This is a genomic window from Brachybacterium phenoliresistens, from assembly GCF_000576425.1.
In the GTDB taxonomy this organism is placed as follows: domain Bacteria; phylum Actinomycetota; class Actinomycetes; order Actinomycetales; family Dermabacteraceae; genus Brachybacterium; species Brachybacterium phenoliresistens.
In genome coordinates this window covers 1-17,163 of sequence record NZ_KK070010.1, presented here as the reverse complement: position 1 = coordinate 17,163, position 17,163 = coordinate 1, and the positions used below count along the sequence as shown (strand labels likewise).

Sequence of the window (17,163 nt, the reverse complement as noted above, 5' to 3'; positions counted from 1 at the left end):
CCCGGCCGAGGGCCCGGCCGGCCCATCCCGCATCCGAGAAGGACACCCCATGCGCGCAACCCTCCCGCGGAGCACGGCCCGCGCCGCCGCCGCCATCCTCCTGACCGCCGCCCTCAGCTCCTGCGGGGTGCTCGGCATCGGCGACAGCGGCGACGAGGCCCCGACCTCCTTCCAGGACGCGAAGGCGGGTGCGCAGGCGGATGCCGCGACGTTCCTGAGCGACCTCACGGCCGAGGACGTCGATGCTGCGATCACCGCCCTCGAGGACCGGGTGGGCGCCTCGCCCGCGCAGCTGACCCACATCACCCTCGCCAGCGGCTACATCACGTTCGACGCCGTGGACCCCGCGGCCCCGGGCGAGCTGAACTCCTGGTCGTGCACCGACGGCGAGCTCTCCGAGGAGCCCGTCCCCGTGGACTACGGCGGCGATGTCGAGGCCCTCGAGCAGAACGTGTTCAGCACCGACGACATCGATCCCGCCGGGGTCGTCGCGGCGGTCGAGTCCGCCCCGGGGGCCTCCGAGATCGAGGGCGGGCAGTCCACCGGGATCAGCATCAGCCGGAACACGCCGACCTCCCTGGACCTGCAGATGCTCGTGAGCGTCGCGTCCGAGCGCGACAGCGCCACCGTGCGCACCGACCTCACCGGCGCCGTCATCGAGGTGTTCTGAGCCGACGCAGACCACCGGCCCGGCCGCCCGAGGGGAGCGGCCGGGCTGGTCGGGGGAACCGGTCGCACCGCCCTCGGCGGCCCGGCCGGTTCGGGAGATCGGCCCGGCCGGGGGACGGCCGGGCCGATCGGGGGTCAGGCGCCGCCGAGGCGGCGCTCCCACCACTCCAGGACGGCCTCGAAGCGCTCCACCCGATGACGGGGGCGGCCGGAGCGGGTGAGCTCGTGGTCCTCTCCGGGGAAGATGAGCATCTCCGTCTCCACGCCCGCGCGCTGCAGCGCCGCGTAGTAGCGGGTGCCCTGCTCGAGCGGGCAGCGCAGGTCCTGCTCGGAATGGATGACGAGGGTCGGCGTGCGCACGGCCCCGGCCCGCGCGAAGGCGCTCTGGCGTTCGATGTCCTCGCGCTCGGTGCCGATGTACTGGTCGCCGAAGTACGAGCCGATGTCGCTGGTGCCCTGGAAGCTCACCGGGTCCAGGAAGCCGCGCTCCACGATGGCGCCGCGGAACCGGTGGTCGTGGGCGATGATCCAGGCGGTGAGGTAGCCGCCGTAGGAGCCGCCCATGATCCCCAGGCGCCGGCCGTCCAGCCGCGGATCCGCGGCCAGCGCGCCCTCGAGCAGATCGATCACGTCCTCCGCGTCGACCGTCCCGAAGGCCCCCTTCACGGCGCGCCCGTGCGCACGGCCGTAGCCGGCCGAACCGCGCGGGTTGCCGTGCACGACGGCGTACCCCGCCTCGACGAGGGTCTGCACCTCGTCGAAGACGGCCACGTCGTAGGCGGCGTACGGGCCGCCGTGGATCAGGAGGATCAGCGGGATCGCGCCGGAGCCTGCCGCGGGGGCGCCGGGCGGCAGGGTGAGCCAGCCGTGGACGGGGTACCCGCTGCGGCCGATGATCTCCAGCTCCTGCGAGGGAGCGATCTCCGTGACCTCCCGGAGCGAGGCGCCGGCGTCGACGAGCAGCGCGGGCGCGGCCGGATCATCGCCCGCCGCAACCAGCACACCGGAGGAGACCGGCGAGGCCAGGGACGCCAGCACGATCTCGCGGGGGCCGCGGCGGCCCTTCTCGACGTCGCTCCCGTCCTCGCCGTCGCTCCCGTCCTCGCCGGGAGCGGGTGCGGCGGCGAGCAGCACCGCATCGGCGCCGCCCACCACCACGTCGCCGGCGACGACATCGCGCACGATCTTGTCGGCGGACACCCGCACCAGGTGCACGCGGCCGCGGCGGGCGGCGCGCAGCAGCACGTCCTCGCCGAGCGCGATGATCTCCGATCCGGCCGCGCCCACGTCCAGCGTCTCCGGATCGGTGAGCCGGCGCGGCCCCGCCTCCTCCAGCAGCCACAGGGCCACGTCCGGCGCGATCGGGTCGCGCCCGTCGATCGGCCGGCTGGCGAGGATCGCGGGGGCCCCGCCGGGGCCGATGCCGATCCGCTGGATGCGCAGCCCCTCCTCGCGCGGGACGAGGATCCGGGGCGCGGCCGGCGCGCACTCCCCGTCGGAGCCGTCCCCGTCGGGACGGTCCCCGCCGGACCCGTCCCGGTCGGGACCGTCCGCGAAGCCGTCCGGCCCCGGCGCGGGCGCAGGAACCGGGATCGCGATGACCTCGGTGCGCAGGTCGCCGATGTCGGCCGCAGGATCCTCGCGGACCGCGAGCACCTGCGCGCCGTCGGCGGCGAAGCAGATCGGTCCGTGCTCGGCGCGGCCCGCCGTGAGCTGCACGCACCGCACCGGCGGCACCGCAGCCAGCGGGCCGTCGGGATGCGGGGCCACGGGGTAGGCCGGCTCCTCCTCGACGGAGACGGCCGGCACCACGAAGACGTGCGCGGGCCGGTCCGCCGTCCAGCCGACGCCGTTGGCGTGCCAGCGCGGGCCCGTCACGCGCCGCGGACGCTCCGCCTCCGGCGCCAGGCCCGGCACGTCGCCGTACCGTCCCGGCTCGGCCGCCCGGGCCGTGAACGCCAGGCAGGAGCCGTCGGGCGACCAGGTGAAGGCGTCCACCCCCAGCAGCTGCGTCGTGATCGCCCGGGGCTCGCCGCCGCGGGCGTCGACCAGGTGGATCTGGCGGCGGCCCCGGTCATCGGCCCGCAGGAAGGCGATGACGCGGCCGTCGGGCGAGAGCGCCGGGCTCGTGTCCGACACCCCGCGGGTCAGGCGTCGCGGCGGACCCGCCGCGCGCGCCGCGCCCGTGCCGTCGGCGGGATCGGGCGGGAGCAGGTCGACGCGCCAGAGCTGCCCCACCGCGCGGTCCGCGCGCAGGTCAGGGCGGGACGAGGCGTAGACGGCGAAGCTGCCGTCGGGCGCGAGGACCGGTCGGGACAGGGAGGTGAGGTGGGTGATGTCGCCGGGGAGCACCCCGTGAACCTATCAGCGCGTGTCGCAGGTCACGGGGCGCCGCGGAGAGCGTGATCGCAGCCGTGCTGTGATCCGGGGCGCACCGGCTGATCGTGCCCTATCGGAGGTCCCGGGCGACGGGTAGGCTTGCACGGTCCGTCCCGCGCGTCGCCGATGCGCGGCCGGATGGCATGAACCCTCCTGCCACGGAGAGACCGTGGCCGCGAAGACCACAGGAGGTGGGTACTCGAACATGCGCACATACGAAATGGTCGTCATCCTCGACCCGTCCGTCGACGAGCGGACCGTCACCGGGACCTTCGAGAAGCTTGTCCAGGTCGTCCCCAACGAGGGCGGCACCGTCGACAACGTCGACGTCTGGGGCAAGCGGAAGTTCGCCTACGAGATCGACAAGAAGACCGAGGGCATCTACATCGTCCTCACCTTCACCGCGACCTCTGCGACCGCTCAGGAGCTGGACCGCCAGCTGGGCCTGAACGAGTCGGTCCTGCGCACCAAGCTGATGCGCCTCGACGCCAAGTGACGTCCTCCGCGACCGGCCTCGTCTGAGGGCGGTCGCGACCACCACGGATCCAGATCCGTCACCCCCGCACCCGGAGCACAGGAGCATCCATGGCCGGAGACACCGTCATCACCGTGATCGGCAACCTCACCGCTGACCCCGAGCTGCGTTTCACGCAGTCCGGCATGGCGGTCGCCAACTTCACCGTCGCCTCGACGCCTCGGACGTTCGATCGTCAGGCGAACGAGTGGAAGGACGGCGAGGCCCTGTTCCTGCGCTGCTCGATCTGGCGCGACGCCGCGGAGAACGTGGCCGAGTCCCTCGAGAAGGGCACCCGCGTGGTCGTGCAGGGTCGCCTCAAGCAGCGCTCCTACACCGACCGCGAGGGCAACAACCGCACCTCCATCGAGCTCGATGTGGAGGAGATCGGCCCCTCGCTCCGCTACGCGACCGCCAAGCCCACCAAGGTGCAGCGCGGCGGCGGTGGCGGCTTCGGCGGAGGCCAGCGCGGAGGCGGCGCCCCCCAGGGCGGCGGCTTCGGCGGGGCGCCCCAGGGTGCACCGCAGGGCGGTGGCTTCGGCGGCAACCAGGGCGGTCAGGGCGGCTACGGCGGCCAGGGCAACCCCGGCGGCGCCGGCGCGGATCCGTGGGCAGGCGGCAACCAGCAGGGCGGGTACGACGACCCGCCGTTCTGATCGGCCGCCACCCCGTAGAGAACCAATCCATCCCGGGTGCATGCCCGGGCTCCATACAGAAGAAGGAGCACCACGATGGCGAAGCCTGTTCTTCGTAAGCCGAAGAAGAAGCAGAACCCGCTGAAGGCAGCGGGCGTCGAGACCGTCGACTACAAGGACGCAGCTCTGCTGCGCAAGTTCATCTCCGACCGCGGCAAGATCCGCGCGCGGCGCGTCACCGGCGTGTCCGTGCAGGAGCAGCGCAAGATCGCGAAGGCCGTGAAGAACGCCCGCGAGATCGCCCTGCTGCCCTACTCGACCTCCGGTCGCTGAGCGAGGAAGGGAAGCACATGACCAGCAAGCTCATCCTCACCCACGAGGTCACCGGCCTCGGCACCGCGGGCGATGTCGTCGAGGTCAAGGACGGCTACGCGCGCAACTTCCTGCTCCCGCGCGGTCTCGCGACCCCGTGGACCAAGGGCGGCCAGCGCCAGCTCGACCAGATCCGCGCCGCCCGTGGCAAGCGTGCGATCGCGACCCTCGAAGAGGCGCTGTCCCTCAAGGACCTGCTGCAGTCCAAGCCGGTCGTCGTCGCCGAGCGCGCCGGCCAGGGCGGTCGCCTCTTCGGCGCCGTCACCTCCAAGGAGGTCGCCGAGGGCATCGCAGCGGTGCACGGCAAGAACATCGACCGCCGCGCGGTCGAGTTCGTGGCCCCGATCAAGTCCCTGGGCGAGCACAAGGCGACCGTGCGTCTGCACGAGGACGTCTTCGCGAACCTGGTGATCCAGGTCGTCGCGGCCAAGGGCGCCACCGTCTGATCGCGCTCGCGCGCTGATCGCCGGGCTCCGGCCCGACGGCGGACATCGGAAGCGCCCCGCACCCTCACGGTGCGGGGCGCTTCTGCATCCCCGGCGCGGGCCCCGGGGCCCCCCGGCGCGCCCCTCGGTGCGCCCTCGGCGTGCACGGATGGCGGTCTGAGAGCCGCGAGCCAGGCAATCGCCGGGCTCGCGGCCCTGACGCAGCCGTTCGTGCACGCCCGCGCCCACGGTCGGGGCTCCGGGCCCAGGCCTCGTCGTCGGCACGCCCGGCGGCACGCCCGCCGGCGCGGCCGGCGATAGTGTGAGGAGCATGCTGATCATCGGGAACAAGGGGATCACCCTGATCGTGGGGGCACTGCTGGCAGCGACGGCGCTGATCGCGTACCTGTCGCCCCTGGCGGGGAACGACAAGGTGACGGTCACCCTGATCGGGGTGCTGATCTCCCTCGTCGTGGCCGATCTCCTCAAGCGCCGGCTGTACGGCGACGCCCGCCCCGACATCGCCCCGCGGGACGAGGATGAGGACGCGCCGGCCGCGAGGTGACCTCGCGGGAATCACGAGCAGCGGGCCTCGCGACGCCCACGGGGCCGGGCCGGGCCGAGCCCGGCGGGCACGGACGGCGATCTGAGGGCCGCGAGCCCGGCGATCGCCGGGCTCACGGCCCTGACGCAGCCGATCGTGCCCGCCCACGCCTGCGGCCCGGGCTCCGGGCTCAGACCCTATGAGGGCGGCGGGTTCCGGTGGTCTTGTGGGCCGGGGCCTCACCGTGCAGAGTTCGTGGATCGCCCTGACCGGTCGGGGTCGGGGTGCCGACATGCAGAGGAGGCCCCGGTGTTCATCGAGCGTACTAGCGTGGGGCTGGATGTCCATGCCCGCAGTGTGAAGGCCTGCGCGATCGACACGGTCACGGGCGAGATCATCCACCAATCCATTCCCGCCGATACAGCTCTGGTCCGCGACTACGCCACCCAGATCGCTGCTGAGCATGGCACGATCCGGTTCACCTATGAGGCCGGCCCGACCGGCTTCGAGCTCGCCCGGGCCTTGATCGAGGCCGGGTTCGCGGTCCAGGTCGCAGCTCCGTCGAAGTTGCTGCGCCCGCCGGGCGAGAAGATCAAGACGGATAAGAACGATGCCCTGCTGCTGGCGCGTCTGGCCCGTAACGACTCGATCACCCCGGTCGCGATCCCGGAACGCTCCCGCGAGGTCGTCCGCGATCTCGTGCGCGCCCGCGATGATGCGCGGCGGGACCTGATGACCGCCCGGCACCGGCTGGGGAAATACCTCCTGCGCCACGGCCACTACTACACCGACGGCGACGCCTGGACCCTCAAGCACGAGGCATGGATGCGACAGATGGCCCACCGGGACGTGGAGCTGTTCGGCGAGGTCTCCCGGGTCGTGTTCGATGACTACCACGACGCCGTCGAGCACGCCCTGGCCCGCCGGAACCGGCTGGACGCGCAGATCCTCGCCCTGGCCGAGGATTCGGAGTGGACCGCGCTCACGCGGCGGATCGCGTGCCTGCGCGGGATCTCCACGCTGACCGCGTTCTCGCTCGCGGTGGAGATCGGGGACTGGCACCGCTTCACCGGGCGGTCCATCGCGGCGTATCTCGGGCTGGTCCCCTCGGAGAACTCCTCCGGACAGTCACGCTCCCAGGGCAGGATCACCAAGACCGGCAACACGCACGCGAGGCGGCTGCTGATCGAGGCGGCCTGGCACCACAAGCCGCAGTATCGGCCGGGGAAAGTCATGCGGGACCGGTGGGCGGTGGCGCCGGCCGCGGTGGTCGCGCGGGCTGATGCCGGGAACCGGCGTCTGCACCGCCGCTGGCTGGTGCTGGATGCGCACAAGAAGAAGCACACGGTCGCGAACACCGCGATCGCTCGCGAGCTCGCGGGCTGGTGCTGGTCGGTGGCCACGATGGACGCCTGACTCCTGGACTCGCCCCTCGGGCCCGGCCCGGGGTCCTGGCAGCGTGCAGCGCGCCGAGGAGACCAGCGGAAGGCCTGTGAGCAGTCACGACACGTCGTGGCCACGCTCGACCTCAGACCAGCATCGCTCCTCACGCCGGAACAGCGACATGCGGTGACCAACCCGCGAATATCAGACTGACCACGCGTCATCACGACACGCCCGCACCAGGACCCCTGCCCTGCCGCAGGGACGACGAAGCGGGGCACCCGCCGACGGACGGATGCCCCGCTTCACCTTGCCCTCTTGACAGGGCAACCCCTCATATCAGGCCTCGTCGCCGGCGGTGATGGCCTCGGCCTCCGAGCGGGCGTCGAGGTGGGGCGCGGCGCCGTGGTCCCCGCCCACCGCAGCGAGGTGCCGGCGGCCCACCAGCAGCATGACGATCGAGATCACGATGGCGAGGGCGGCGAGCTCATAGGGGGCGGCGGCCCCGGCGGCGGCCGCGAGGGGGCCGGCCACGGCGGGGGCGACGGCCCCGCCGAGGAAGCGCACTCCGGAGTAGGCGGAGCTGGCCACGCCGCGCGGGAGGTCGGTGGCCTCCATGACCGTCTCGGTCAGCACGGTGTTCAGCACGCCCAGCAGCAGCCCGCCGATCACGATGCCCACGATCATGCCGACCATGGAGGTGTGCAGCAGGGCCAGGGCCAGCAGCACCAGCGTGAGCAGGCCCAGGGTCGCCACGAGGGTGGGCAGGAGTCCGAAGCGGCGGGTGAGGACCGGGGCGACCAGCACGGAAGTGATCGCCAGGGCCAGGCCCCAGCCGAAGAACACCCCGCCGATGCCCATGGCCCCGAACTCCGTGCCCTGCGCGGCGGCCGCGGCCTCGAGCGGGAAGGGCGAGTAGGCCAGCAGGGTGAAGAAGCCGAAGTTGTAGAACACGGCGGTCAGCGCGAGGGTGCGCAGCGCGGGGTGGGCGAGGGCGCGGATCGAGGCCAGCGGGGAGACCCGGGCCGGTCGCGGCTCGGCGCGCAGGAGGGCGGTGATCGCGAGGAAGCCGACGGCCATCAGCACGGCCGTGCCGGCGAAGGGGGCCCGCCAGGACACCGAGCCCAGCAGCCCGCCCAGCAGCGGCCCGACCGCCATGCCCAGTCCCAGCGCGGCCTCGTAGAGGATGATCGCCCCGGCGCTCGGTCCGGCGCTGGCGCCGACGATCGCGGCCAGGGCGGTGGAGATGAACAGGGCGTTGCCCAGGCCCCAGCCGGCGCGCAGGCCGATGATCTCGCCGACGGAGCCGGACGCCGCGCACAGCGCCGCGAAGACGACGACCAGTGCGAGCCCGGTCAGCAGCGTGCGCTTCACGCCCAGCCGGGAGGAGGCCCAGCTGGTGAAGAGCATGGCGATCGCGGTGATGAACAGGTAGCTGGTGAACAGGAGCATCGCCTGGGTGGGGGAGGCGTCCAGCTCGGTGGAGATGGCCGGGAGGATCGGGTCGACCAGTCCGATGCCCATGAAGGACACGGTCGCGGCGAAGGCGATCGCCCAGACCGCGCGCGGCTGGCGGAAGGCGTCGCCCAGCAGCGAGGAGGAGGGGGAGGCGGTGGTCGAGGGGGTCGAGGTGGTGCTCATGCGGGGGGCAGCGTTCCTTCCGAGGTGTCGATGATGCGGTGCAGGACCTCGCTCGCGTGCTCGAGCGCGGCGCGGTCCTCGGCGGGGACGTCGGCGAGCAGCTCGGCCACCGTGGCGGCCAGGCGCTCGCGCCAGGCGGCGAGGCGTTCGCGTCCCGCGGGGGTCAGCTCGATCAGGGCCGAGCGGGCGTCCTCCGGGTCGGGTCGGCGCGAGAGGATACCCTCCGCCTCGAGCCGCTGGACGGCGGCGGTGGCGGTGGGTCGGGCGACCTGCTCGCGGGCGGCGATCTCCGACAGCCGCATCGGCCCGCGGGCCTCGAGAGTCGCGGTGATGCGCCAGGTCACGGAGGAGACGCCGACATCGGCCATCCGGGTGGAGAGCCGGGCGAAGCGGCTGCACGCCAGGACCAGGGAGAGGGCAGGGTCGGGGGAGGTCACGTCCCCCACTGTAGTTAGGATTGCTAACTACTGCAAGCGGGGGCGCCGCGCCCGTAGGATCCCTGGGGTGAACTCCGCACCCTCCTCCTCCGCATCCCCCGCGGCGCCCGCCGGAAGCTCCCTGTCCCGTTCGCTGACGCACGGGCAGATGGCCATGATCGCCATGGGCTCGGCCCTGGGCACCGGGCTGTTCCTCGGCTCGGGCGCCGCGATCGGCATCGCCGGTCCCGCCGTCATCGTCTGCTTCGCCCTCGGCTCCGCGATCGCCGCGACCATCGCCCTGAGCATGGGCGAGATGGCCTCGCGCTACCCCGTGCGCGGCGGCTTCGGCACCCTCGCCGCCCGCTTCCTCTCCCCGTACTGGGGGTACCTGACCCGCTGGCTGTACTGGTTCGTCACCATCTGCGTGACCGGGGCCGAGCTCGTCGCCTGCGCCACGTACCTCACCTACTGGGCGCCCGGCGTCCCGCTGTGGGCCGGGATCGTGCTGTTCGCTGCCATCATCGTGGGCATCAACCTCGCCAGCGTCGGCTCCTTCGGCGTGATCGAGTTCTGGCTCTCGAGCATCAAGGTCGTCGCCGTGCTCGTGTTCATCCTCATCGGCGCGTTCCTCGTGTTCGTGGGGCTGCCCAGCTCCCCGGCCCCGGGGCTGACGCACCTCACCGGCGACGGCGGCTTCCTCCCGAACGGCGCGGCCTCGATCTGGATCGCCATGAGCGTGGTGATGTTCAGCTTCGGCGGCATCGAGCTGCTGTCGATCACCGCGGCCGAGGCGAAGGATCCCGGCACCGCGATCCGCACCGCGGCGCGCACCACGATCATCCGCCTGGCCTTCTTCTACGTCCTCGCGGTGGGCCTGGTCGTCGCGCTGCTGCCGTGGCAGCAGGCCTCCGGCGCCGGGGAGGACGTCACCGCGAGCCCCTTCGTGCTGGTCTTCGACCGGATCGGCATCCCGGGCGCCGCCTCGCTGACGAACATCATCGTGCTCATCGCGGCGCTCTCGGCGGCCAATGCGAACCTCTACGCCGGCAGCCGCATGCTCCACTCGCTCTCGGCCGATGCGATGGCCCCGGCCTTCCTCCACCGGCTCTCTCCCCGCCACGTTCCGGTGCGCGGGATCGCCATGAGCACCGCCGGCATCGTCCTGGCGGCGGTGCTCGCCTTCACCGGTGCCGGCGGCGTGTTCGGCTACATGATGAGCCTCGTGGTGTTCTCCGTGCTGCTGGTGTGGGCGCTGATCCTGATCAGCTACATCTCCTACTGGCGCGGCCGCGACGGCCAGGAGACCTTCCGCCTGCCCGGCGGCGTCGCCACCGCCGTCGCGGGCCTGGTCGGAGTGGTCGGCGTGTTCGCGACCATCGCCGTGGTGCGCGACCTGCAGCTCGCGGCCCTGGTCGGTGTGCCGGTCGTGCTGCTGGTGACGGTCCTGTACGTCGTGGTCGTGCGCCACCGGATCGACCCCGCCGCGACCGATGCCGCCTTCGCGGAGGCCGCCGAGGCCGAGGCGGAGGCCGCCGCCGTCCGGTGACGGAGGCCGCCGTCCGCTGACGGAGGCCGCTGCCGCCCGCCGGCGGAGGCCGCTGCTGCCCGCCGGCGGAGGGCATCGGCGCCCGCTGGCGGAGGGCCTCTGCCGCTCTGTCGCGGCCGGCAACGTGATCGTGGTTACCATCGGCCCCGGCGGTTTGGGACTTCGCAGACCAGCAGGTAAGCTGAAGGAACCTTCGGCTTCGGTGGGTTACAACCCGGCGCCGGAGAGATGCGCGAGTGGCGGAATAGGCAGACGCGCACGGTTCAGGTCCGTGTGCCCGAAAGGGCGTGGGGGTTCAACTCCCCCCTCGCGCACCGCATGAGAACCCCGGCTCACCTGGTGAGCCGGGGTTCTCGCATTCCCGGCCGCAGCGCTGCGCGGACGAGGAGCCGCACCCCCGCCCCGGCTCTGTGAATCTCCAGAGCCCTACGACCCTCCAGGGCCCTACGACCCAGGGCCCTACGACCCAGGGCCCTACGACCCTTCCGGGCCCCGCCGCCCTCGGGGGATCACGGCCCCGCGTCGGCCCCCTCCTGCGCCGCGCTCCCGCGCTGCTCCGCGAGGAGCGCCTGGAGCCCCTCGACGACCAGGGCGTGGTCCTCGACCTGGGCGAGTCCGGAGACCGTGGCGGTCCCGATGACGCCAGCCCCTGCGACGATCAGGGGGAACGCGCCGCCGTGGGCCGCATAGCGGTCCCGGGGCAGGCCGGTGGCCTCCTCGAAGGTGGTCCCGCGGTCGCGGTACTTCTGCCCCATCAGCAGCGAGGAATGGCCGAAGCGCCGCACCACGGCGTTCTTCCGGGCGACCCAGGAGGCGTTGTCGGGGCTGGTGCCGGGGCGGGCGTGCTGGAACAGCTGCAGCTCGCCGCGGCGGATGTCGATGAGGATCGGCAGCTCCCGCTCCCGGGCGAGGTCCACCAGGCGCCCGCCCAGCCACCAGGCGTCGTCATGGGTGAAGCGGGGGAGGGCCAGCGCGTCCTCCTGGGCGAGCAGCTCCGGGAGCGTGGGCGTCATGCCGGCGAGTGTGGCAATCCCGGCCGGACCGGTCAAGGCGGCCCGGCCGCGGCCGCGACATCACGATCGGATCTCGCGCCGCCCCCGGGTGAGGCTCGCGCAGAGATCCGTCCGATACTGGCGGGCGATCCCACGCCACGAAAGGACCCCATGATCATCTCCGCGGACGACCCGCACCGGGCCGACGTCCTCGCCCTGCTCGCCCAGCACCTGGGCGAGATGCACCGCACCTCGCCGGCCGAGAGCGTGCACGCGCTGGACCCGGACGCCCTCGCCGATCCGTCGATCACCCTGCTCTCGGCCCGGGAGGAGGACGGCACCCTGCTCGGGATCGGGGCGCTGCAGCGCCATGACGGGCGGCTCGGCGAGGTGAAGTCGATGCGCACCGCCCCGCCGGCGCGGGGCCGGGGCGTGGGCGCCGCGGTGCTGGGCCGGATCATCGCCCTCGCGCGGGAGGAGGGCCTGGAGACGCTCGCCCTGGAGACCGGGACCGATCCCTTCTTCGCCGCCGCGCACCGGCTCTACGCGCGGCACGGATTCGCGCAGACAGGCCCGTTCGCCGAGTACCGGGAGGACCCGTGCTCGGCCTATTTCTCCCTGTCCCTGCGCCCGGCATGACCCATCGGTCACCTCTGACACCGCAGGTCGTAGCCGATTCGTAATCAAATTCCCAGGAACCCCTGGTCAACAGATTGCCAGGTCATTACCCTGAAGTGGCTCGCGCGCTGCGACCGAGGTCACATCCCCGGACGCGGCGCACTCCAGAACTGCTGAGGAGATGACCGCTGTGGACACCTTGACCTCCTACGACTGGGTGGGGCTCGGATTCAGACTTCTTGCCGCCATCGCCATCCTGATCATCACGGCCATCCTGGCCGGAGTCGTGAAGAACCTCGTGGCGAAGGCGGCCACGAAGCTGAGGTTCCTGCATCGGCCGGGCGTCGACGCCGCGTCCCTGGGCCAGTCCCTCGGAGCGATCGCCTCCCTGCTGGTCTGGCTGCTGGGCCTCATCGTCATCCTGGGCATCTTCCAGCTCGACGGCGTGCTGAGCCCCGTCACCGCCATGCTCGGGACGGTGCTGACGTACCTGCCCAACGTGATCGGCGCCGGCGTCGTCTTCATGATCGGCCTGATGCTCGCCAAGATCGTCAAGTCCCTGATCGTCACCGCCCTCGGCGCGGTGGACCTCGGCAAGCTCATGGGCCGCGCCAAGGCCGGCGTCTCGAAGGTCGCCGGCGACAGCGGCGCCCCGTTCGCGCAGGCTCCGACCCATACCCAGGCACCGGCCGCCGGCCAGGCGCCCGCCGCCGGCCAGGCACCCGGGCACCCCGCCGCGGGCGCCGCCCCGGCCGCCGCGAAGTCCGACGGCCCGAACATCGCGGAGATCCTCGGCAACGTCGTCTTCGGGATCATCATGATCTTCGTGTCGATCGCGGCGCTGCAGATCCTCGGCATCGCGAGCATCTCCCGCCCCGCGGAGCAGATGCTCTCCACGCTGCTGGCGGCCATCCCCAACATCGTCGCGGCCCTGGTCCTGCTGGGCATCGGCGTGATCATCGCCCGCTTCGCCTCCGACCTGCTGGGCCAGGTGCTGACCGGCGCCGGCCTGGATGCGAACCTGCGCAAGCTCGACATCCTGCCCGCGGACAAGTCGGCCGTCCCCGCCATCACCCGGATCGTGGAGATCGCGATCGTGCTGTTCTTCGCCGTGATGGCGGCCCAGGTGCTCGGCTTCCCGCAGATCACGGCGCTGCTGAGCCAGATCCTCGAGCTCGGCGGATCCATCGTCTTCGGCGCCGCGATCATCGCCGCCGGCTTCTTCATCGCCACCTTCCTGGAGAAGCTGCTCTCCGGCCAGATGGCCACCATCGTCAAGTACGTGACGATCACGCTCTTCGTGGCCATGGGCCTCAAGAGCATGGGCGTGGCCGACTCAATCATCGAGATGGCCTTCGGCGCCCTGGTCATCGGCCTCGCCGCGGCCGCGGTCCTGGCCTTCGGCCTGGGCGGCCGCGACGCCGCCGCCCGCACGCTCGCCCGCATGGAGCAGAAGAAGCAGCAGGGGCCGCCTCCGGCACCGACTGCGGACTCCTCCGGCATCTGAGCACGACTCGCATCCCACGACGGACCCCGGCACCATCGGTGCCGGGGTCCATCGCATTGCGCACGTCGCGGGGACGTCCCGGCTCTGCACGACCCTCCGCGCGAAAGGCTCGTCATGTCGTACTCCGCGTCGCCCCTGCCCGGCCCTCCTGCGCCCCGCCGCCGTGGAGGCTGGCCGATGTACGCCGGGATCGGCTGCGGCTGCCTCCTCGCCCTCGCGCTGCTCGCCGCGGTGATCGTGGTGGTCGTGCTCGTGCTCGACCGCGAGGGGGACGACCGCTCCGGTCCGACCGCGCCGACGCCCTCGGCCGGGACGGCGAGCACGGGCGAGCCGACGGAGGAGGCCACCAGCGCGCTGCCCACCACGCAGGAGCCCACCACGGAGGAGACCTCCGAGGGCGGGGTCTCCGCGCAGGACGAGGAGGACGCTAAGGCGCAGTTCCTCGTCTTCGTCCGCGCGCTCGGCCGGGGCGATCACGACGCCGCGTGCGGCGTCATGCTCGACCCGTTCACACGGGAGCCCTTCGCCGGAGCCAGGATCCGCGACTGCGAGGAGATCCTCGCCGCGAGCACCGACGCCGACTCCACCGAGGACTTCAAGAACCTCGGGGAGCTGCTCACGCCGGAGGGGATCGACACCGAGGTCCAGGGCGACGGCAGCATCCGCCTGACCGTCTACGGCACGGAGTTCCCCTCACCGATGGTCCGGGCCTCCGACGGGCTCTGGTACGTCGACTTCGGCAGCTGACATCGGCCCCTCGTGCGGGACATCACACGCTCCGCGGCCGGTCAGGGGCGCGGAAGCGATCTGATGGTCCCCGAGGACGATCGCGGGGCCCGCTGCGGCCGCCGCGGCGGCGAACTCCTGGCCTCTCGTCCAGAAAGAGCGCTCTGACCTGCGGATTAGTTCACAGTTGTCCATGAAGCCGTCGGTTCCTGGCCAAAAGTCCGGTATGCCGGGGGCCGAGAAAACAGACACCTGCACGAAGAATCCCACGGAGTGGACTCGTGATGAAGCTCTCATGTTAGATGGCTGTGAGGGGGCTGTGCTGTCGCCGAACGATGGGTCACGACGGCGCCCTCGTCTTTCTATCCAGTGGAAGGATTGTCATGCTCGACACTCGCTCCGGACCGGCCTCGGCGCCACGTCCCTCCGATCGACGGGTCGCCTGGCGACCGAAGCTCTTCTCGGGCTTCGCGCTGGGTGTCGTGTGCACCCTGGTCGGCTCCAGCTCGGCATCTGCGCTGGGCCTGAACACCTACCCTGATGAGCCCACCGAGGCGGAGGCCAGCATCGCCGGCCTCGAGCTCGGCGGCGAGGATCTCCTCGCCCTCGCCCAGTCCGACGCGGGCTCCGTGTCGAACCCGGGCCCCAACCGCGAGCCGTTCAGCGGCGATATCGCCGGCGGGGAAGTCGTCGATTTCGGCAACGGCATCACCATCCCGCTGGATCAGCTGCTCGCCTTCGGCGAGGTCGGCGTGATCCAGTCGGAGGCCACCGCCACCGACGGCCAGAACGGTGACGCGATCAGCGGCATCGCCGGGGCCGACGGCGGCCTCACCCTCGACGGCACCGACAGCGACTTCGGCACCGCGCAGATCGACCTGCTCTCGGTCTTCGACGCGACCGGCACCAGCGGCATCACCGATCAGATGATCGACCAGGCGGACCTGTCCTTCGGCCTGGGCGGCGCGCACGTCACCGCCGAGGACGGCACCTTCCTGGACCCCGACGGCGTCGGCGGCGCGGGCCAGTACCGCATCGGCGAGCTGAAGCTGAACCTGCACTCGCCGGCCATCGAGGATGCCGGCGCCGGCGTCAGCGATGCCGCGGGCCAGATGGAGGACGCGGTCGTCGAGGCGATCAACGCCGCCCTCAACTTCGGCACGCTGCTGCCGGGCATGACCGTCGAGACCGAGGTGACCAGCACCATCCAGGAGGACGTGATGAACGCGATCCTCCTGGACGAGATCTCCACCGACGACGGCCTGGCCACGATCAACCTGGGCGAGGGCACCCTGGAGGTCGACCTCGGTCGCATCGGCGGCAACGACGACGGCGTGATCGATCGTCCCGTCGGCCTCAACAACCAGGATCCGAACACCGAGCTGATCGATTCGGACACCTACCCCTTCGTGGCCTCGAGCGTGCACGACGTGATCGAGGAGGTCATCACCCTCGCGGTCGACACCGCGATCGCGTCCCTCGACAGCGTCAACATCCACACCACGGTCACGGCGATCGACGGCACCACCGCCAGCTGGGACATGACCCTCGCCGGGGAGGTCTCCAACTACGAGTGCAACCCCGCAGGCCTGACCGGCTTCGCCACCTGCACGACCATCGACACGGTCGTCGGGACCATGGGAACCGTCATGGCTCCTGTCAACGACGCCCTCTCGGATCCCTCGGGGCTGCTGTACGACGCATTCACCACCATCAAGACGGATATGATCACCGTCCCGGTGCGTGCCGCCGTCGATCCCTTCCTCGAGCTCATCGCGGCCAACGTGTTCTCGGTGCAGATCAACCACCAGCGCGAGGTCGAGTGCACCACCGCCGACGGGCAGACCACCCTCACGGGCCTCGAGGTCTCCGCGCTGAGCTTCGGCGTGGCCGGCGGCGCGGCGCGCCTCGGCTTCGGCAACGCCGGCGTCCGCATCGACGCCTGCGGCACCGCGATCACCCCCGAGGTCCAGGCGACCTCGCCGGTGCCCGCGGGCGGCGAGTCCGAGATCACCTCGGGCGGCTGGTCGCCGAACACCGAGGTGTCGGTGCAGCTGACCGGTCCCGACGGGAACCCCGTCGGCGACCCGATCCCGGTCACGACCGATGCGAACGGCGACCTCCCGGCCGGCACCGTGGTGCCGATCCCCGAGGACGCGGCGGCCGGGGCGTACACGATCACCCTCACCGATCCCGACGGGAACACCGGCGATGCGGCGATCGACGTCTACGCCCCCGTGCTGGAGGCCGGCTCGCCGACCCCGGCCGGCGGAGAGTCCCCGGTGACCTCCACGGGCTGGCTCCCGAACGACGATGTGACCCTGCAGCTCACGGCCCCCGACGGCTCGCCCGTCGGCGACCCGGTCGTGGTGACCACGGATGCCGACGGCAACGTGCCCGAGGGCACCGTCGTCCCCGTCCCCGAGGATGCGGCGCCCGGCGCCGACTACTCGATCGTGGGCACGGACCCGCAGGGCGCGACCGTCCAGGCTCCTCTCGAGGTGACCGAGGCCGGCACCATCGCCCCGGTCCTCGAGGCGTCCTCCCCGGTCCCGGCCGGCGGCGAGACGGAGCTGACCTCCAGCGGCTGGGCCCCCGGCTCCGAGGTCTCCTTCCAGCTGGTCGACCCCTCGGGCGCCCCGCTGGGCGACCCGATCCCGGTCACGACCGACGACGCGGGCGCCGTTCCGGCCGGCACGATGCTGCCGGTCCCGGCCGATGCCCCGGCGGGTGCCTACACCGTCACGGGCACCGATGCCGACGGCAACTCCGCCGAGGCCGCTGTGGACGTCT

At 72.1% G+C, this 17,163-nt stretch carries 16 protein-coding genes and 1 tRNA gene; 13 read left to right on the top strand and 4 right to left on the bottom strand.

Annotated features, from left to right (window positions below; genetic code table 11):
• Positions 1–49 precede the first annotated feature (49 nt).
• Positions 50–670: a hypothetical protein gene (locus tag BF93_RS17790; protein WP_038374517.1), complete on the top strand. Its 621-nt coding sequence runs from the start codon at positions 50–52 to the stop codon at positions 668–670.
• 134 nt (positions 671–804) lie between these two features.
• Here the strand turns inward: BF93_RS17790 and BF93_RS17785 are convergent, their stop codons facing one another.
• Positions 805–3,021 (bottom strand): S9 family peptidase, encoded by a 2,217-nt coding sequence (locus tag BF93_RS17785; RefSeq protein WP_038374516.1) that lies wholly within the window; start codon positions 3,019–3,021, stop codon positions 805–807.
• A gap of 232 nt (positions 3,022–3,253) precedes the next feature.
• On the opposite strand from BF93_RS17785, the gene rpsF reads away from it, so the two are divergent.
• From rpsF to BF93_RS17755, 6 genes are all read left to right on the top strand, one after another.
• On the top strand, positions 3,254–3,544 hold the full coding sequence (rpsF, locus tag BF93_RS17780; protein WP_038374515.1) for a 30S ribosomal protein S6: 291 nt from the start codon (positions 3,254–3,256) through the stop codon (positions 3,542–3,544).
• A gap of 89 nt (positions 3,545–3,633) precedes the next feature.
• Positions 3,634–4,218, top strand: a complete 585-nt coding sequence (locus tag BF93_RS17775) for a single-stranded DNA-binding protein (protein ID WP_038374513.1) — start codon at positions 3,634–3,636, stop codon at positions 4,216–4,218.
• Positions 4,219–4,293: 75 nt separating this feature from the next.
• Complete coding sequence (gene rpsR, locus BF93_RS17770; RefSeq protein WP_038374512.1) at positions 4,294–4,530, top strand: 30S ribosomal protein S18; 237 nt, start codon at positions 4,294–4,296, stop codon at positions 4,528–4,530.
• 17 nt (positions 4,531–4,547) lie between these two features.
• Positions 4,548–5,015, top strand: a complete 468-nt coding sequence (gene rplI / locus BF93_RS17765) for a 50S ribosomal protein L9 (protein ID WP_038374511.1) — start codon at positions 4,548–4,550, stop codon at positions 5,013–5,015.
• Between the two features lie 310 nt (positions 5,016–5,325).
• A complete protein-coding gene (locus tag BF93_RS17760) occupies positions 5,326–5,559 on the top strand; it encodes a hypothetical protein (RefSeq protein ID WP_038374509.1) in 234 nt (77 codons plus the stop codon).
• A 288-nt stretch (positions 5,560–5,847) separates the two neighbouring features.
• Entirely contained in the window at positions 5,848–6,954 is a 1,107-nt protein-coding gene (locus BF93_RS17755; protein WP_038374508.1) for an IS110 family RNA-guided transposase, read from the top strand.
• 306 nt (positions 6,955–7,260) lie between these two features.
• Here BF93_RS17755 and BF93_RS17750 read toward each other — a convergent pair whose 3' ends face one another.
• Both BF93_RS17750 and BF93_RS17745 read right to left on the bottom strand, forming a co-directional pair.
• Positions 7,261–8,562, bottom strand: a complete 1,302-nt coding sequence (locus BF93_RS17750) for an MFS transporter (RefSeq protein WP_038374506.1) — start codon at positions 8,560–8,562, stop codon at positions 7,261–7,263.
• Entirely contained in the window at positions 8,559–8,999 is a 441-nt protein-coding gene (locus BF93_RS17745; RefSeq protein ID WP_156954204.1) for a MarR family winged helix-turn-helix transcriptional regulator, read from the bottom strand. Before BF93_RS17745 ends, BF93_RS17750 begins: the two co-directional genes overlap by 4 nt.
• Positions 9,000–9,066: 67 nt before the next feature.
• On the opposite strand from BF93_RS17745, the gene BF93_RS17740 reads away from it, so the two are divergent.
• Together BF93_RS17740 and BF93_RS17735 are read left to right on the top strand one after the other, a co-directional pair.
• Positions 9,067–10,527 carry an amino acid permease gene (locus tag BF93_RS17740; RefSeq protein WP_051487170.1) on the top strand — a complete coding sequence of 487 codons (1,461 nt, stop codon included), beginning with the start codon at positions 9,067–9,069 and terminating at the stop codon, positions 10,525–10,527.
• Between the two features lie 230 nt (positions 10,528–10,757).
• A tRNA-Leu gene (locus BF93_RS17735) sits at positions 10,758–10,841 on the top strand.
• 195 nt (positions 10,842–11,036) lie between these two features.
• Here the strand turns inward: BF93_RS17735 and BF93_RS17730 are convergent.
• Entirely contained in the window at positions 11,037–11,540 is a 504-nt protein-coding gene (locus tag BF93_RS17730; RefSeq protein ID WP_051487169.1) for a heme-degrading domain-containing protein, read from the bottom strand.
• A 150-nt stretch (positions 11,541–11,690) separates the two neighbouring features.
• Between BF93_RS17730 and BF93_RS17725 the strand changes: the two genes are divergently transcribed.
• The 4 genes from BF93_RS17725 to BF93_RS17710 all read left to right on the top strand — a co-directional run.
• Positions 11,691–12,158, top strand: a complete 468-nt coding sequence (locus BF93_RS17725) for a GNAT family N-acetyltransferase (RefSeq protein WP_038374503.1) — start codon at positions 11,691–11,693, stop codon at positions 12,156–12,158.
• A gap of 160 nt (positions 12,159–12,318) precedes the next feature.
• The gene (locus BF93_RS17720) at positions 12,319–13,644 is read left to right on the top strand and encodes a mechanosensitive ion channel (RefSeq protein ID WP_038374502.1); all 1,326 of its coding nucleotides are present in this window, start codon (positions 12,319–12,321) and stop codon (positions 13,642–13,644) included.
• A gap of 114 nt (positions 13,645–13,758) precedes the next feature.
• On the top strand, positions 13,759–14,391 hold the full coding sequence (locus tag BF93_RS17715; protein WP_156954203.1) for a hypothetical protein: 633 nt from the start codon (positions 13,759–13,761) through the stop codon (positions 14,389–14,391).
• Between the two features lie 362 nt (positions 14,392–14,753).
• Positions 14,754–17,163, top strand: a 2,410-nt coding sequence (locus BF93_RS17710; RefSeq protein WP_038374499.1) for a choice-of-anchor G family protein, incomplete at its 3' end; no start/stop codon positions are given.

What these genes read in the sequence shown, in the direction of transcription:
- BF93_RS17790 (WP_038374517.1), top strand. Translation starts at nt 50, where the DNA reads ATGCGCGCAACCCTCCCGCGGAGCACGGCCCGCGCCGCCGCCGCCATC.
- rpsF (WP_038374515.1), top strand. Translation starts at nt 3,254, where the DNA reads ATGCGCACATACGAAATGGTCGTCATCCTCGACCCGTCCGTCGACGAG.
- BF93_RS17775 (WP_038374513.1), top strand. Translation starts at nt 3,634, where the DNA reads ATGGCCGGAGACACCGTCATCACCGTGATCGGCAACCTCACCGCTGAC.
- rpsR (WP_038374512.1), top strand. Translation starts at nt 4,294, where the DNA reads ATGGCGAAGCCTGTTCTTCGTAAGCCGAAGAAGAAGCAGAACCCGCTG.
- rplI (WP_038374511.1), top strand. Translation starts at nt 4,548, where the DNA reads ATGACCAGCAAGCTCATCCTCACCCACGAGGTCACCGGCCTCGGCACC.
- BF93_RS17760 (WP_038374509.1), top strand. Translation starts at nt 5,326, where the DNA reads ATGCTGATCATCGGGAACAAGGGGATCACCCTGATCGTGGGGGCACTG.
- BF93_RS17750 (WP_038374506.1), bottom strand. Translation starts at nt 8,562, where the DNA reads ATGAGCACCACCTCGACCCCCTCGACCACCGCCTCCCCCTCCTCCTCG.
- BF93_RS17730 (WP_051487169.1), bottom strand. Translation starts at nt 11,540, where the DNA reads ATGACGCCCACGCTCCCGGAGCTGCTCGCCCAGGAGGACGCGCTGGCC.
- BF93_RS17725 (WP_038374503.1), top strand. Translation starts at nt 11,691, where the DNA reads ATGATCATCTCCGCGGACGACCCGCACCGGGCCGACGTCCTCGCCCTG.
- BF93_RS17720 (WP_038374502.1), top strand. Translation starts at nt 12,319, where the DNA reads ATGACCGCTGTGGACACCTTGACCTCCTACGACTGGGTGGGGCTCGGA.
- BF93_RS17715 (WP_156954203.1), top strand. Translation starts at nt 13,759, where the DNA reads ATGTCGTACTCCGCGTCGCCCCTGCCCGGCCCTCCTGCGCCCCGCCGC.